At 72.9% G+C, this 14,471-nt stretch carries 12 protein-coding genes; 5 read left to right on the top strand and 7 right to left on the bottom strand.

What is annotated here, in order from left to right:
* Window positions 1-16: 16 nt before the first annotated feature.
* The 5 genes from AB0N61_RS03735 to AB0N61_RS03715 are packed head-to-tail and all read right to left on the bottom strand — an operon-like array spanning window position 17 to window position 5,309.
* The gene (locus AB0N61_RS03735) at window positions 17-1,207 is read right to left on the bottom strand and encodes a thiolase family protein (protein WP_363361824.1); all 1,191 of its coding nucleotides are present in this window, start codon (window positions 1,205-1,207) and stop codon (window positions 17-19) included.
* Window positions 1,204-2,382 (bottom strand): CaiB/BaiF CoA-transferase family protein, encoded by a 1,179-nt coding sequence (locus AB0N61_RS03730; RefSeq protein ID WP_363361822.1) that lies wholly within the window; start codon window positions 2,380-2,382, stop codon window positions 1,204-1,206. Before AB0N61_RS03730 ends, AB0N61_RS03735 begins: the two co-directional genes overlap by 4 nt.
* Complete coding sequence (locus AB0N61_RS03725) at window positions 2,379-3,533, bottom strand: acyl-CoA dehydrogenase family protein (RefSeq protein ID WP_363361820.1); 1,155 nt, start codon at window positions 3,531-3,533, stop codon at window positions 2,379-2,381. Before AB0N61_RS03725 ends, AB0N61_RS03730 begins: the two co-directional genes overlap by 4 nt.
* Complete coding sequence (locus tag AB0N61_RS03720) at window positions 3,530-4,534, bottom strand: nitronate monooxygenase (RefSeq protein ID WP_363361817.1); 1,005 nt, start codon at window positions 4,532-4,534, stop codon at window positions 3,530-3,532. Before AB0N61_RS03720 ends, AB0N61_RS03725 begins: the two co-directional genes overlap by 4 nt.
* Before the next feature lie 13 nt (window positions 4,535-4,547).
* A complete protein-coding gene (locus AB0N61_RS03715; protein ID WP_363361815.1) occupies window positions 4,548-5,309 on the bottom strand; it encodes a 3-hydroxyacyl-CoA dehydrogenase in 762 nt (253 codons plus the stop codon).
* 111 nt (window positions 5,310-5,420) lie between these two features.
* On the opposite strand from AB0N61_RS03715, the gene AB0N61_RS03710 reads away from it, so the two are divergent.
* Window positions 5,421-6,221, top strand: coding sequence for an enoyl-CoA hydratase-related protein (locus tag AB0N61_RS03710; RefSeq protein WP_363361814.1), 801 nt, complete (start codon window positions 5,421-5,423; stop codon window positions 6,219-6,221).
* A gap of 25 nt (window positions 6,222-6,246) precedes the next feature.
* On the opposite strand, the gene AB0N61_RS03705 is transcribed toward AB0N61_RS03710, so the two are convergent.
* Window positions 6,247-7,785, bottom strand: a complete 1,539-nt coding sequence (locus tag AB0N61_RS03705; protein ID WP_363361813.1) for an acyl-CoA synthetase — start codon at window positions 7,783-7,785, stop codon at window positions 6,247-6,249.
* A gap of 230 nt (window positions 7,786-8,015) precedes the next feature.
* Between AB0N61_RS03705 and AB0N61_RS03700 the strand changes: the two genes are divergently transcribed.
* The 4 genes from AB0N61_RS03700 (at window position 8,016) to AB0N61_RS03685 (ending at window position 12,166) form a co-directional block, all read left to right on the top strand.
* Window positions 8,016-8,831 carry an enoyl-CoA hydratase-related protein gene (locus tag AB0N61_RS03700; protein WP_363361811.1) on the top strand — a complete coding sequence of 272 codons (816 nt, stop codon included), beginning with the start codon at window positions 8,016-8,018 and terminating at the stop codon, window positions 8,829-8,831.
* 23 nt (window positions 8,832-8,854) lie between these two features.
* Entirely contained in the window at window positions 8,855-9,871 is a 1,017-nt protein-coding gene (locus AB0N61_RS03695) for a zinc-binding dehydrogenase (RefSeq protein ID WP_363361810.1), read from the top strand.
* A complete protein-coding gene (locus tag AB0N61_RS03690) occupies window positions 9,868-10,560 on the top strand; it encodes a nitroreductase (protein WP_363361809.1) in 693 nt (230 codons plus the stop codon). The genes AB0N61_RS03695 and AB0N61_RS03690 overlap by 4 nt, the downstream gene beginning before the upstream one ends.
* A gap of 73 nt (window positions 10,561-10,633) precedes the next feature.
* A complete protein-coding gene (locus AB0N61_RS03685) occupies window positions 10,634-12,166 on the top strand; it encodes a carboxylesterase family protein (protein ID WP_363361808.1) in 1,533 nt (510 codons plus the stop codon).
* A gap of 44 nt (window positions 12,167-12,210) precedes the next feature.
* Here the strand turns inward: AB0N61_RS03685 and AB0N61_RS03680 are convergent, their stop codons facing one another.
* Window positions 12,211-14,469 carry a glycoside hydrolase family 3 C-terminal domain-containing protein gene (locus tag AB0N61_RS03680; protein WP_363361807.1) on the bottom strand — a complete coding sequence of 753 codons (2,259 nt, stop codon included), beginning with the start codon at window positions 14,467-14,469 and terminating at the stop codon, window positions 12,211-12,213.
* Window positions 14,470-14,471: the final 2 nt, after the last annotated feature.

Here is a 14,471-nt window from a genome sequence, read left to right as displayed (position 1 = left end):
CGCCGGACGGATGCGGTCAGATCCGCTCGATGATCGTGGCGTTCGCCATGCCGGCTCCCTCGCACATCGTCTGCAGCCCGTATCGCCCGCCCGTCGCCTCGAGATGGTTGACGAGGGTCGCGAGCAGTCGGGTGCCCGACGACCCGAGGGCGTGGCCGAGCGCGATTGCGCCGCCGCGGGGGTTGACCCGCTCGAGGTCGGCGCCCACCTCGCGCGCCCATGCCAGCGGCACGGGGGCGAACGCCTCGTTGACCTCGAACGCGTCGATGTCGTCGACGGTGAGTCCCGCTCTGTCCAGGACCTTCCGTGTGGCGGGGATGGGGGCGGTGAGCATGTAGATCGGGTCGTCGCCGACCACCGAGAACGCGGTGAACCTCGCCCGGGGGGTCAGCCCCAGCTCCGCCGCCTTCTCGGCCGAGCAGATGAGGGCCGCAGAGGCGCCGTCGGTGAACGGCGACGAGTTGCCGGGGGTGATGCGCCAGTCGATCTGCGGGAACCTGCGGGCGACGGCCTCGTCGGGGAACGACGGCGACAGGGCGGCGAGCGCCTCGGGCGTCGTCGCCGCGCGCACCGTCTGATCGACCGCGTGCGTCAGCGGGCCGTCCGGCCCCGGTACCGTGACCGGCACGATCTCGTCGTTGAAGAGGCCCTGCGCGGCCGCGCGCGCGGCGAGCTCGTGCGACCGTGCCGCGTACGCGTCCAGCTCCTCCCGGGAGAAGCCCCAGCGTGCCGCGATCAGCTCGGCCGAGATGCCCTGGTGCACGAAACCCTCGGGGTAGCGGGCGTGCAGGCGGTCGCCGATCGGGTCGCGGCCGATCGACGCCGTGCCCATGGGGACGCGGCTCATCGACTCCACTCCGGCGGCGATGACCATGTCATGGCTGCCGGACATCACGGCCTGGGCCGCGAACACGGCCGCCTGCTGGCTCGACCCGCACTGGCGGTCGATCGTGGTGCCTGGCACGTGCTCGGGGAACCCCGCGGCGAGCAGCGCGCTGCGGGCGACGTTGAACGACTGGTCGCCCACCTGCTGCACGCAGCCCGCGATCACGTCGTCGACCAGACCGGGGTCGATCCCCGTGCGCGAGACGAGCGCCTCGAGCACGGTCGACAGCAGATCGACGGGGTGCACGCCGTGCAGCGCGCCTCCCGGCTTGCCGCGGCCGGATGCGGTGCGGACGACGTCGACGATGACGGCTTCGGTCATGAGCGGACTCCTGTTCCCTGGGGGATGGCGGATGAGGGGGCGGCGGCCGTGTCGTCAGCGGCACCGGCGGTGTCGACGCCGAGCCAGTCCCGCAGGATCTCGGCGCGCTGGTCGTCGGGCGCCGGCGGCCTGGTCGGCGCGGGCGGGGCGGGATGCCGGGAGAACCGCGGTGCGGGCGCCGCCTGGGTCGTCCCCTCCGACGCCGACACGCTCTCGCGCGTGCGCATGTGGGGGTCGTCCGCGACCTCGTCGAGGTTCAGCACCGGTGTCACGCACGCATCGGTGGTGTCGAACACGGCCGACCACTCGTCGCGACCGCGCGTCGCGAAGCGGGCGGCGAGCACCTGACGCAGCGCCGGCCACTGGGCCGGGTCGTCGCGGTCGGGGACCGCCGCGGGGTCGAGACCGAGCCCGTCCAGCAGGGCGCGGTAGAACGGGAGCTCGAGCGCGCCGACCGCCACGAAGCGGTCGTCGGCGCAGCGGTACGTGTCGTAGAAGGGGGCGCCGCCGTCGAGCAGGTTGCTGCCGGGGGCGGCGACCCAGTCGGAGCTCGAGAACATCGACCAGGTGAGCTGCATGAGAAGGCTCACGCCGTCGACCATGGCCGCATCGACCGTCTGCCCGCTCCCGGTGCGCTCGCGCTCCCACAGCGCCGCGAGCACACCGACCAGCAGCAGCATCGAGCCGCCGCCGAAGTCGGCCACGAGGTTCAGCGGCGGCACGGGACGCTCACCGGCGCGGCCGATCGCGTGCAGCGCCCCGGTGAGGGACAGGTAGTTGATGTCGTGGCCGGCCGTGTGGGCGCGGGGGCCGTGCTGTCCCCAGCCGGTGATCCTGCCGTACACGAGCCGCGGGTTGAGCGGCCGCAGGTCGTCGGGGCCGACGCCGAGCCGCTCGGCGACCCCGGGCCGGTAGCCCTCGATGAGCACGTCCGCCTCGGCGGCGAGACGGCGCACCGTGTCGCGCCCCTCGGGCGCCTTGAGGTCGACGCTGATCGACCGGCGGCCGCGCAGCGTCCAGTCCGGCGCGTCGGAGGTGAGCTGGAGCCCCGGCACCGGCCGGTCGATGCGCACCACGTCGGCGCCGAGATCGGCGAGCACCATGGCGGCGTGCGGCCCCGGGCCGATGCCCGCGAGCTCGATCACGCGGAGCCCCGACAGCGGGCCGGCGCTCACGTGTGCCTGCCCGCGATGTCTCGTCCGATGATCTCCTTCATGATCTCGGTCGTGCCGCCGTAGAGGGTCTGCACCCTGGCGTCGCGGTACGCGCGGCCGATGGGGTAATCCTCGGTGAAGCCGTACCCGCCGAACAGCTGCAGGCCGCGGGTGACCACGCGCTGCTGCAGCTCGGTCGCCCACCACTTCGCCTTCGAGGCGTCGGCGGTCGTCAGCGATCCGTCGTCCACTGCGCGCACCGCCCGCTGCACGTAGGCGCGGGTCACGTCGAGCTCGGTCTCGAGCTCGGCCAGCACGAAACGGGTGTTCTGGAAGTCGCCGACCCGGGTGCCGAAGGCGGAGCGCTCGAACACGTAGTCCTCGGTCCACCGCAGGGCGGCGGTCGCCCCCGCGAGCGCCGCGTACGCGATCGAGAGGCGCTCCCTGGGCAGCCTCTCCATGAGGTGGACGAAGCCCCGGCCGACCTCGCCGAGGACGTTCTCGGCCGGCACGCGCACGCGGTCGAAGAACAGCTCGGCGGTGTCCTGCGCGTGGATGCCGATCTTGTCGATCCGCCGGCCCCGCTCGAAGCCCGCGGCGCCGCGTTCGACGACGAAAAGCGTGAGCGACGCGCGCGGGTCGTCTCCGGTGCGTGCGACGACGATCACGAGATCGGCGTGGATGCCGTTGGTGATGAACGTCTTCTGACCCGAGAGCAGCCAGTCGTCGCCGTCACGGACCGCGGAGGTGGTGATCGCCCTGACATCGCTTCCGGTGCCGGGCTCCGTCATCGCGATCGCCGAGACGGACTCGCCGGTGACGAGTCCGGGCAGCCATCGGTCGTGCTGCTCGGAGGTGCCCAGGTCGACGATGTACGGGATGGCGATGTCGTCCTGCAGGGCGAAGCCCGCTGCGAGCGACGTCGCGCCGAGGTCGGCCAGCACGTCGGCCACGACGCAGCGGAACCGGTAGTCGTCCACGCCGCCGCCGCCGAGGCTCTCGGGCACGGCCATGCCGAGAAGCCCTGCCTCGCCGGCCGCGGTCCATGCGCGGCGGTCGATCAGATGCTCGCGCTCCCACTGCTCGTAGTGGGGAGTGACGGAGCGGGCCGCGTACTCGGTCACGACCTCGCGGAACGCGCGGTGGTCGTCGTCGTAGAAGTCGTCCTTCATCGCGCGGCCTCGATGAGAGCGGAGGCGTCGGCGACGAGGGTCTCTGCGAGACGGCCGCGGATGAGTTCCTCGGCCTCGGCGACGATGCGGGAGACGAGCGCGCTCGCCGTCGGGATGTCGTGGACCAGGCCTTGCGTCGTGCCGACGGTCCAGATCCCGGCCTCGACGTCTCCGGTCTCCCACACGGTGCGTCCGCGGGCACCCGCCACCAGATCGCGGACGTCGGCGAACTCGCCCCCCGCGTCGAGGATGCGCACGACCTCGCGGCTCACCGAGTTCGACGCGACACGCGAGGTGTTGTTCAGCGGCCGCAGGATCAGCTCGGTGTCGAGCTCGGACGAGGCGACGATGTGCTCCTTGACCGCATGGTGCACGGGGGACTCGACCGTGGCGACGAACCGCGTGCCCATGTTGATGCCGTCGGCGCCCAGCGCGAGCGCGGCGACCAGGCCGCGTCCGTCGGCGAAACCGCCGGACGCGATCATGGGGATCTCGATCTCGCGGGCGGCGGCCGGGATCAGCACGAGGCCGGGGATGTCGTCCTCACCGGGGTGGCCGGCGCACTCGAACCCGTCGATCGAGATCGCATCGACGCCGAGCGACTGGGCCTTGACCGCGTGCCGCACGCTGGTGCACTTGTGGATGACCTTGATGCCGTTGTCGTGGAAGGCGGGCAGGTGCGGGGCGGGATTCGAACCGGCCGTCTCGACGATCGTCACGCCGGAGTCGAGGATCGCCTGCCGGTACTCGTCGTACGGCGGCGGTGTGATCGACGGCAGGATCGTGAGGTTCACCGCGAAGGGCTTGTCGGTGAGGTCGCGTGCTCGTGCGATCTCCTCGCGCAGCGCCTGGGGGGTGGGCTGGGTGAGCGCCGTGATGGTGCCCAGCCCGCCGGCCTCGGACACGGCGGCTGCGAGTTCGGCGCGTCCGACGAACATCATGCCGCCCTGGACGATGGGGGCCTCGATGCCGAAGGTCTCGGTGAAGCGGGTGCGGATCATGGTCGTCGCCTCTCTACCGGGCCGCCATGCGGATGGCGCCGTCCACGCGGATCGTCTCGCCGTTGATCATCGGATTCGCCACGATGTGGGCGACGAGCGCGGCGTACTCGTCGGGGGATCCCAGCCTGCTCGGATGCGGCACCTGGCTGCCGAGCGACTCCCGCGCCGCCTCGGGCAGGGAGGCGAGCAGGGGCGTGTCGAAGAGGCCGGGGGCGATCGTGTTCACGCGGATCTGCGTCGCGGCCAGCTCGCGGGCCACGGGCAGGGTCAGCCCGACCACGCCGCTCTTCGAGGCCGAGTAGGCCGCCTGCCCGATCTGGCCCTCGTATGCCGCGACCGAGGCGGTGTTCACGATCACGCCGCGCTCCTCGCCGCGCAGGTCGAGCCGCTGCATCCGCTCCGCCGCGAGGCGGATGACGTTGAAGGACCCCACGAGGTTGATGTCGATCACCCGCTGGAACGCGTCCAGCGGGTAGGGGCCCTGCTTGCCGACCACCTTGATCGCGTCGCCGGTGCCGGCGCAGTTGACGGCGACGCGCAGATCGCCGAGCTCCGCGGCGATGTCGAGGGCCGCGGAGACCTGCGCCTCGTCGCGGACGTCGGCGGGCGCGAAGCGGATGCCGTCGGGATCCGCGTCCTGCAGCTGTGCGCCCGGCGAGCGGGGCAGGTCGACGATCACGACCCTCGCTCCCGCGGCGCGCAGCGCCCTCGTCGTGGCCAGTCCGAGCCCCGAGGCTCCTCCCGTGACCAGTGCGACCTGTTCGGTGATGTCCATGGGAGTCCCTTCGTCGGCAACGGTGCGCGATACATCCGCTAGTGAGAATACCTAGCGTTCGCTAACCTAGCCGTAGCCACCACTCATCGCAACAGTCGAGGGAGACGACCGATGACGACGAACACCATCACCGGACTCGAGGTCGCGGATTCCGCGGGCGTCACGACCATCCGCATCCGGCGCCCCGAGCGCCGCAACGCCGTCGACGAGGGGCTGCTCGCGGCGATCGCCGATGCGCTGGACGACCTGCCCGGCGGCACGAGGGCCGTCGTCCTGCGCGGCGACGAGGCGGCGTTCAGCGCCGGCATCGACCTCGGCGCCGCCGACGCACTCACCGACCCGGTGGTCGCGGGGCGCACGATCGATGCGGCGAACCGCCTCGTCGCCTCGGTGCTCGCGCATCCGGTGCCGGTGGTCGCCGTCGTCGAGGGCGCGTGCGCCGGCGTCGCCGTGCCCCTCGCGCTCGCCGCCGACGTCGTGATCGCCGCGGAGGGAGCCTACTTCCAGCTCGCCTTCACCAGGGTCGGCCTGATGCCCGACGGCGGCGCGACGGCGATCGTGGCCGCCTCCGTCGGCCGGGCGGAGGCGATGCGGCTCGCGCTGCTGGCGGAGCGGCTCGACGCGTGCGAAGCCGAGAGGCGGGGGCTCGTCGCCCGGGTCGTCGCGCCCCTCGAACTCGATGCGGCGGTGGCCGAGGTCGTCGGGGTGTTCCGCGCCGGCCCGGCCGCCGCGTTCGCCCGCACCAAGCGGGCGGTCAACGCGGCCACGCTCGACGCGCTCGGCGCGGCGTTCGCCCGGGAGCGCGAGGGGCAGATCGCCCTGCTCGGCGCATCGGACTTCGCCGAGGGCGCTCTGGCGTTCTCCGAGAAGCGGCGGCCGGCGTTCCGCGACCTTCCGGCCGGGCGCGGCTGAGCCGCGCCGGGCGTCGCGCTCGACGTCAGGGCGCGGCCGTGGAGTACCGCTCGACGAGCGCGCCCTTGACGAGCTTGCCGGTGGGCGTGCGGGGCAGGTCGTCGGTGAACAGCACGCGCCGGGGCACCTTGAAGCGCGCGATCCGCTCGCCCAGGAACGTCACGATCTCCTCGGCGAGCTCGGGGCAGGGGGTCGCCGTCGGCGCCGGCTGCACGACGGCCGTCACGGACTGCCCCCACTCCTCGTCGGGGAGGCCGATCACGGCGGCGTCGAGGATCGCCGGATGCAGGGCGAGGGCGTTCTCGATCTCCTGCGGGTAGATGTTCACTCCCCCCGAGATGATCGTGAAGGCGCGGCGGTCGGTGAGATAGAGGAAGCCGTCCTCATCGAGGTAGCCGACGTCTCCCGTCGTGGTCCACAGCTCGTGCGACGGATGCTGGGCCGCACGTGTCTTCTCGGGATCGCGGTGGTACTCGAAGGCGACCGCATCGCGTTCGAAGTACAGCAGCCCCGCCTCGCCGGCGGGCAGTTCCGCGCCTGTCTCGTCGCACACATGCGGGGTCCCGACGATCGCGCGCCCCACGGATCCGGGGTGCGCGCGCCAGGTCGCCGGGTCTATCGCGCTGACGCCGTTGAGCTCGGTCGAGGAGTAGTACTCGTACACGACATCGCCCCACCAGTCCAGCATCCGCTGCTTCACCTCCACCGGGCAGGATGCCGCGGCATGGATGGCGGTGCGCATGCTCGACACATCGGCGGACCGCCGCACCTCCTCGGGCAGCTTCAGCAGTCGCACGAACATCGTCGGCACGAACTGTCCCGCCGTGATGCGGTACTCCTCGATGTCGCGCAGCGTCTGCTCGGCGTCGAACCGGTCGCGCAGCACGACGGTGCCGCCGAGGGCGTTCACCGCGGGCACCCAGCGCAGCGGCGCCGCATGGTAGACTGGCGCAGGGGAGTAGTAGACGGTCGACTCGTCGATGCCGTACAGCGACGACGCCATCGCGACAACCGTATCGCCGGGCTCGTCGACCTGTCGCCCGCTGAGCGGCGGACGGATGCCCTTGGGGCGGCCCGTCGTGCCGGAGGAGTAGAGCATGGTCGCGCCGAGTGGCTGCGAGGTCAGCGGCGCGGCGGCGGCGCCGGCGACGATCGCCTGCTCGTACGTCCCCGTGCCCCCGGCCCCGTCGTCGGTCGTCAGGGTGATGCCCACGGCGGGCGCGGTGCGCAGGGCGGCCGCGGCCAGTTCGCCGCGGGCCGGCGAGACGACGAGCGCCTTGGCGTCGCTGTCGACGAGGATCGCGCCGATCTCCGCGGGCGTGAGGTGGTGGTTCAGCCCCGTGACGTACAGACCCGAGCGGTGGGCCGCCCAGTAGAGCTCGAACACCTCCGGCACGTTGTCGGCGAGGAACGCGACCGTGTCGCCGCGGGCCACGCCGGCATCGCGGAAGAACCGTGCGAGGGCGTCCGAGCGGCTGTCGAGCTCTCCGAAGGTGACGGTGCGCCCGGTGTCGGCGTGCAGGATCGCCGTACGCTCGGCGGGGTGCGCTCCGGGGTAGGTCATCGATGACTCCGTTCCTTCGGCCATGTCCGTTCATGAGCCTGGAAGTGCACGTCCATCGTGCACCGGCGCGGCATCGCGTGTCGACGATGCGCGAGCACGCCCTACTGAGTGGGCGTTAACTAAGAGCAGGGTGCCCCGACCGGGACGCCCTTGTCAACCTCGCCGTGCGTCCGGGCAACGGATCAGGAGCATGTCTAGCGAACGTACGCTAAATGACCTAGGCTGGCGCCGTGACCGCCGACGACGACAGGATCCCCGACGAGGCCCGTGTCTCTCTCGAGGTGCGCGGACGCACCCTGGTCATCACCATGACCAGGGTCGACAAGCGCAACGCGATCGACGCGAGCATGACCGCCGCCTTGGATGAGGCGCTCGACCTCCTCGATCGCGATCCCGACCTCCGCTGCGGTGTCCTGACCGGCGGCGCGACCGTGTTCTCCGCGGGAACCGATCTCGCAGAGGGTGCGGGGCCCCCGACCGCGCGCGGCGGCGAGTACGGGCTCATCAGACGGCCCCGCCGCACCCCGCTCATCGCCGCGGTCGAGGGCGCCGCACTCGGCGGCGGGTTCGAGCTCGTGCTCGCCTGCGACATGGTGGTGGCGGGCGCATCCGCCCGCTTCGGCCTTCCCGAGGTGTCCCGCGGTGTCGTGCCGACCTGCGGCGGACTGTTCCGCACGTCCGAGTCGCTGCCCATGGTCGCCGCCCGGCGGCTCGCGCTGACCGGGCGTCCGCTGGACGCGACCGACGCGCACGCGCGGGGTCTCGTGAACGAGGTCGTCGCGGACGGTGCCGCGCTCGACGGTGCTCTCGCGCTCGCCGACGAGGTCGTCTCGAACTCGCCCTCCGCCGTCGCGGCGGTGCTCGACGCGCTCCGGGCGGTCGAGGCCGATCGCACGGAGGCGGGCTGGAGCGCGACGGCGTCCGCGCTCGCGCGGATCGAGGACTCGCCGGACCGCTACGAGGGTGTCGCGGCCTTCCTCGAGAAGCGAGAGCCGCGCTGGGCGCCGCGGGTGCCTGTCGAGGCAGACACGGACGAGAGGGTGTGACGGAGATGACGAGGGATGGACGGATGACGGCGCAGACGGCGCAGACGGCGACGCGGGCGATGACCCGGATGGTGTGCACGGCCCTGGGCGAGGGGGCAGAGCTGGAGGCCCGGCGTGAACCCGTGCCCTCGCCGGCATCGGGCGAGGTGGTGGTCGAGCTCCTCGCCGCGGGGGTGAGCTTCGTCGACGCACTCGTCGTCCGCGGGGGATACCAGGTCTCCCCCGACCTGCCCTTCACGCCGGGCAACTGCCTCGTCGGCACCGTGGTCGCGGTGGGGTACGGAGCCCCCGACACGATGCTCGGCTCGGTGGTCGCCGCCGTGCTCGACGGTCTCGGCGGAGCGTTCAGCACGCACGTCGTCCTGCCCGCGGACGGCCTGGCGATCGTGCCGGACGGCGTCGACCCTGTGCCCCTCGCCGCGGCGATCGAGAGCTACCTGACGGTCCTGTTCGCGGCGACGCACCGGGTCTCCATCGAGCCGGGGGATCGGGTCGTCGTGCTCGGGGCCGCCGGCGGGATCGGCTCGGCTGCGATCGACATCGCCCGCAGCCGCGGTGCGCGGATCGTGGCGGTCGCCTCGTCCGACGAGAAGCGACAGGCGGCGCTCGCCCGTGGCGCCGAGGCCGCGATCGGCTACGACGAGCTCAAACAGGGCATCCGCGCCGCGACCGGCAGTGGGGCCGACATCGTCATCGATCCGGTCGGCGGGGAGGCGACCGAGCAGGCGCTCCGCGCTCTCGGCGAGGGCGGTCGACTGCTGGTGCTCGGATTCGCCTCCGGCGGCATCCCCCGGCTGCCCGTCAACCAGGTCCTGCTGAGCAATCGCAGCGTGATCGGGGTGGACTGGGGCGACTGGATCCGCCGACCCGGGGGGCGGGTGCGCAACGTCGCGCTGCTGGAGCAGCTGCTCGCGCTCTTCGCGAGCGGTGAGCTGCAGCCGGCGCGACCGACCGCCGCGCCGCTCGCCGAGGCCGGGCGGGTGCTCGCGCTGATCTCGGGTCGCGACGCGGTCGGCAAGCACGTGCTGGTGCCGTCATGACCGACGCCGTCGGGCCGGGCGCGGGAGCCGCGCTCGAGCGCATCCTGCGAGAACGGTACAGTTGCCGCGCCTTCCGCGCCGAACGGGTCGCCGAGGAGACGATCGAGCGGATCCTCGAGCTCGCCCAGCGCACCGCGTCCTGGTGCAACACCCAGCCGTGGCACGTCTACCTCCTCTCCGGGGCCGCCCGTGATCGCCTCGCCGCCCGACTGGACGAGGCCGCGCGCGAGAGGGAGCCGGTCTCCGACCTCGCCCCGCCCGCGGCATACCGGGGGGTCTTCCAGGAGCGGCGCAGGGCCGCCGGCTTCGCACTGTACGAGAGCCTGGGCATCGAGCGCGCCGACCTCGAGGGTCGGCAGCGGCAGATGCTGCGCAACTTCGCGTTCTTCGACGCCCCGCACGTGGCGATCGTGACCAGCGACGCCGACCAGGGGGTGTACGGGGCGGTCGACTGCGGCGGCTACGTCGCGAACTTCGTCGCCGCCGCCACCGCGCTCGGGGTCGCGACGATCCCGCAGGCGGCGATCGCGATGCACTCCGACGAGGTGCGCGCGGAGCTCGGCATCCCCGATGACCGTCTCGTCGTCTGCGCGATCTCCTTCGGCCTGGCCGACGAGGCCCACCCGGCGAACCGCTTCCGCACCGACCGTGCCGTGGTCGACGACGCGGTGACCGTGCTCGACGCCTGAACGGCCCCGGACCGCCCACGGCGGGCCACGACCCCGCGTCGACGTCGACGCGGACGAACGAGAGGAACACCCCATGTCCCATGTGCACGCGACCGTCGAGCACGGCGAGCTGCGCGGAGTGCGCATCGCCGGCGCCGACCGCTTCCTCGGCATCCCCTACGGGGCCGACACCTCGGGAGAGAACCGGTTCCGGGCGCCGCAGCCGGTCGAGGCGTGGGAGGGGGTCCGCGACGCACTGGTCTTCGGGCCGTCGGCCCCGCAGCCCGATCTTCGTCTCAGCGCTCCCGCCCTGCTCGGCCCCGTGCTGTCGCTGCTCATGCCCCGGGGCGCGTCTCCGGTCGAGAGCGGCGCGATCTCGGAGGACTGCCTGCGGGTCAACGTGTGGACGCCGTCCGACCGCGACGGTCGGTCGCTGCCGGTCCTCGTCTGGTTCCACGGCGGCGGCTTCGGCTTCGGCTCCGGCAACGAGATGTCGTTCAACGGCGACCTTCTGGCGACCGCGGCCGACATGGTCGTCGTGACCGTCACCCACCGACTCGGCCTGCTCGGCTTCCTCGACCTGCGGGCGCAGGGCGAGGCCGGGTCGGCCAACGCCGGGATGCTCGACATCGTCGCCGCCCTGGAGTGGGTGCAGCGCAACATCGCCGCGTTCGGCGGGGATCCCGCGCGCGTGACCGTGTGCGGCCAGTCGGGCGGCAGTGGAAAGGTCGCCGCGCTGACGGCGATGCCGAAGGCACGAGAGCTCTTCTCACGGGCGATCATGATGAGCGGGCCGTTCGGCAAGCCCGCGCGGCCCGAGAGCTCGGCGGCGGTCGCCGAGCGCGCGCTCGCCGATGCCGGAGTCGACACCGTGGCCGACCTGCGCCGGCTGCCGCTGGAGCGTCTGCTCGCCGTGCAGGCGGGGCTGCGCACGCAGGGGTTCTTCCCGAACCGCGACGAGAAGCCGGACTTCGCCGCGGTGACCGGCTTCGGCCCGTGCCTCGACCCGGTCGACCTGCCGGGCGACGCGTTCGGCGACGAGGCGTCCGAGGGGCTGCGAGGCAAGGAGCTCCTGGTGGGCTGGACCAGCCACGAGGCGACGTTCCTGCTCTCCGCCGAGCCCGACTTCACGGCCGACCTGACCGCCGCCCGAGCCGCCGAGAGGGTCGACGCCCTCGCGCACATCGACGGCGTGACCTACGCCGATCTCGCTGCCCGGCATCCGCACGAGGCGCCCCACCTGCTGCTCGGTCGCCGGATGAGCTGGCTCACCTTCATCGGCCCCTCGCGCGATGTCGCCGATCTCGCCTCCGCGAAGGCCGCGGGAGTCTGGGCGTACGAGTTCCAGCAGCCCACCGAGGTCCTCGACGGACTCCTCGGCGCATGCCACTCGTTGGAGCTCGCGTACGTGTTCGGCACGGTCGGACGCATCCCGCTCACCGGACGTGGCCTGCAGCGCCACGCCGTCTCGCGCGACATGATGCGCGCCTGGGCGCGTTTCGTCCACGACGGCGATCCCGGCTGGCGGCACTGGGGTGCGGAGCGGGTCGTGCAGGCGTTCGGCTCCCCGATCGGCGAGGGGGCGGAGCTGCCCGAGGACGTCGACATGGCGGCGCCGCTGCGCTGACATCGCGAAGTCGAGGGCGCCGGAGGGCCGCCGGCGCCCTCGACTCAGTCCTCGCTGTTCAGGGCGGTGAGCACCTGCTCGAGCCGACCGGCGCCCTCCGGGGTCCCGAACGGCCCGAGCCGGTTGAGCGGGAACGAGGCGAGCATCCTTGCGAGATCCATCCCCAGCTCCTGCCCGGCGGCGTCGTCGGATCGCGAGCCCCCCAGGAGGGCCGAGAGGATCCCGGCTCCGGCGGGATGCTCCGAGATCTCGGAGATCGTGGACTCCGCGGTGAACGCCGGGCGGTCGCCGCGACGGTCGACGGTGATCGTGCCGGAGACGCGGATGTCGCGGCTCGACGCCCCGACCTCGACCAGGTAGCGGCCGCCCTCGACGACCCAGCCCTCGACGCGCCGATCCCAGTGAGCCAGCGCGGCGATGTCGACATCCAGCACGACATCCTGCTTCTCGCCGTGCTCCAGGTCGACGACGCCGAACGCCCGGAGCTCGCGCGGTGCCCGGGAGACGCGGGTGTCCGACAGCGCGGTGTAGAGCTGCACGACCTCGCGACCGGCGCGCGCGCCGGTGTTCGTGATCGACACGACGGCCCGCACGCCCGTCGCCGTGTGCTCGAGGCGCAGGTCACGGTGGTCGAACGACGTGTACGACAGCCCGTGCCCGAACGGGAACTCGACGTCCAGCCTCCGCGCGTCGTACCATCGGTAGCCCACGAAGACGCCCTCGCCGTACGAGACGTGGCCGTGCTCTCCCGGGAAGGACAGGAAGGACGGGGAGTCCTCGAGGCGGATCGGGGCCGTCTCGGCGAGGCGGCCCGCGGGGTTCACCTCGCCGAAGAGCACGCGGGCCAGCGCCGATCCGCCGGCCTCGCCGAGCAGCGCGCCGTCGAGGACCGCAGAGGCGGCCGCGGTCACCGGCGCGAGTCGCACGACGCCGCCGTGCGTGAGGACGGCGACGATCCGCGCGTTCGCGGTGGCGACCCGGGCGAGCAGGCGGAGCTGCACCGGCGGCAGCTCGATGTGGTCGCGGTCGAACCCCTCCGACTCGTCGTGGTCGCCGAGCCCGAGGAAGACGACGACGACATCGCTCGCCTCGGCGAGTCGGACGGCGGCGTCGAGCTGTGCCCCGTCGTCGGCGGCTTCGTCGGTCGAGGTGGAGAACCCCTGCGCGTAGTGGACCTCGGCATCGCCGGCGGCCTGTCGGATCGCGGACAGTGCGTCGTCGACCCGGATCGGGTTGATGCGCGAGCTGCCGCCGCCCTGGAACCGGGGCGTGGCGGCGAACTCGCCGATGACGCCGATGCGTCCTGACCGGGAGAGCGGCAGGACATCCCCGTCGTTCTTCAGCAGGACGATGCTGCGCTCCGCGGCCTCGCGGGCCAGGTCGTGGTGGGAGGCGCGGGAGGCGTCCTCCCGCTCGGGCCGCCGCGGACGGGCGCGGTGCGCGAGCGCGGCCACGCGCCGGGCCGCCAGATCGACCTTCTCCTCGCTCAGCGAGCCGTCGCGGACCGCGGCGACGACCTGGTCGTCGCTCCCGGCACGCGCGGGCATCTCGAGGTCGAGCCCTGCCCGCACGGAGGCGACGCGGTCGGTCACGGCCCCCCAGTCGCTCACCACCGCCCCGTCGAAACCCCACTCGCCGCGCAGGACGTCGGTGAGCAGCCAGCGGTTCTCGGCCGCGAACACCCCGTCGATCCGGTTGTACGAGCACATCACCGTCCACGGCTGCCCGCCGCGGACGGCCCGTTCGAACGACCGCAGGTAGATCTCCCGCAGTGCGCGCGGCTCGACGTCGGAGCTCGCGCGCATCCTGTCGTGCTCGGCGTTGTTGGCGGCGAAGTGCTTGACCGACGCGGCCACCCCCTCGCTCTGCACGCCTCGGATCCACGCGGCGCCCAGGTCGCCGCTGAGCACCGGGTCCTCCGAGAAGTACTCGAAGTTGCGCCCGCAGCGGGGGTCGCGCTTGATGTTGACCCCCGGCCCGAGCAGCACGTTCACGCCGCGCTCTGCGGCCTCGACGCCGAGCGCCGCGCCGACGCGCTCGACCAGCGCGGGATCCCAGCTCTGGGCGAGGCCCGCCGCTGGAGGGAAGCAGGTGGCGGGCGCGCTCGGCGCGATGCCGAGGTGGTCGTCCGCGGCGATCTGCTTGCGCACGCCGTGCGGCCCGTCGGTCAGGAGCAGCCGGGGCACGGACCCGACGGCCTTCGTCGTCCAGAAGGCGGCGCCGCTGCCGAGGGACGCCTTCTCCTCCAGCGTGAGCGCGGAGACCGACGCCGGAGTGGTCTCGGGGGCGGGCGTGATCGTCATGG

The organism is Microbacterium sp. NPDC089320 (assembly GCF_040684875.1).
Classification (GTDB): Bacteria; Actinomycetota; Actinomycetes; order Actinomycetales; family Microbacteriaceae; genus Microbacterium.
This window is presented reverse-complemented; position numbering and strand designations above follow the sequence as displayed.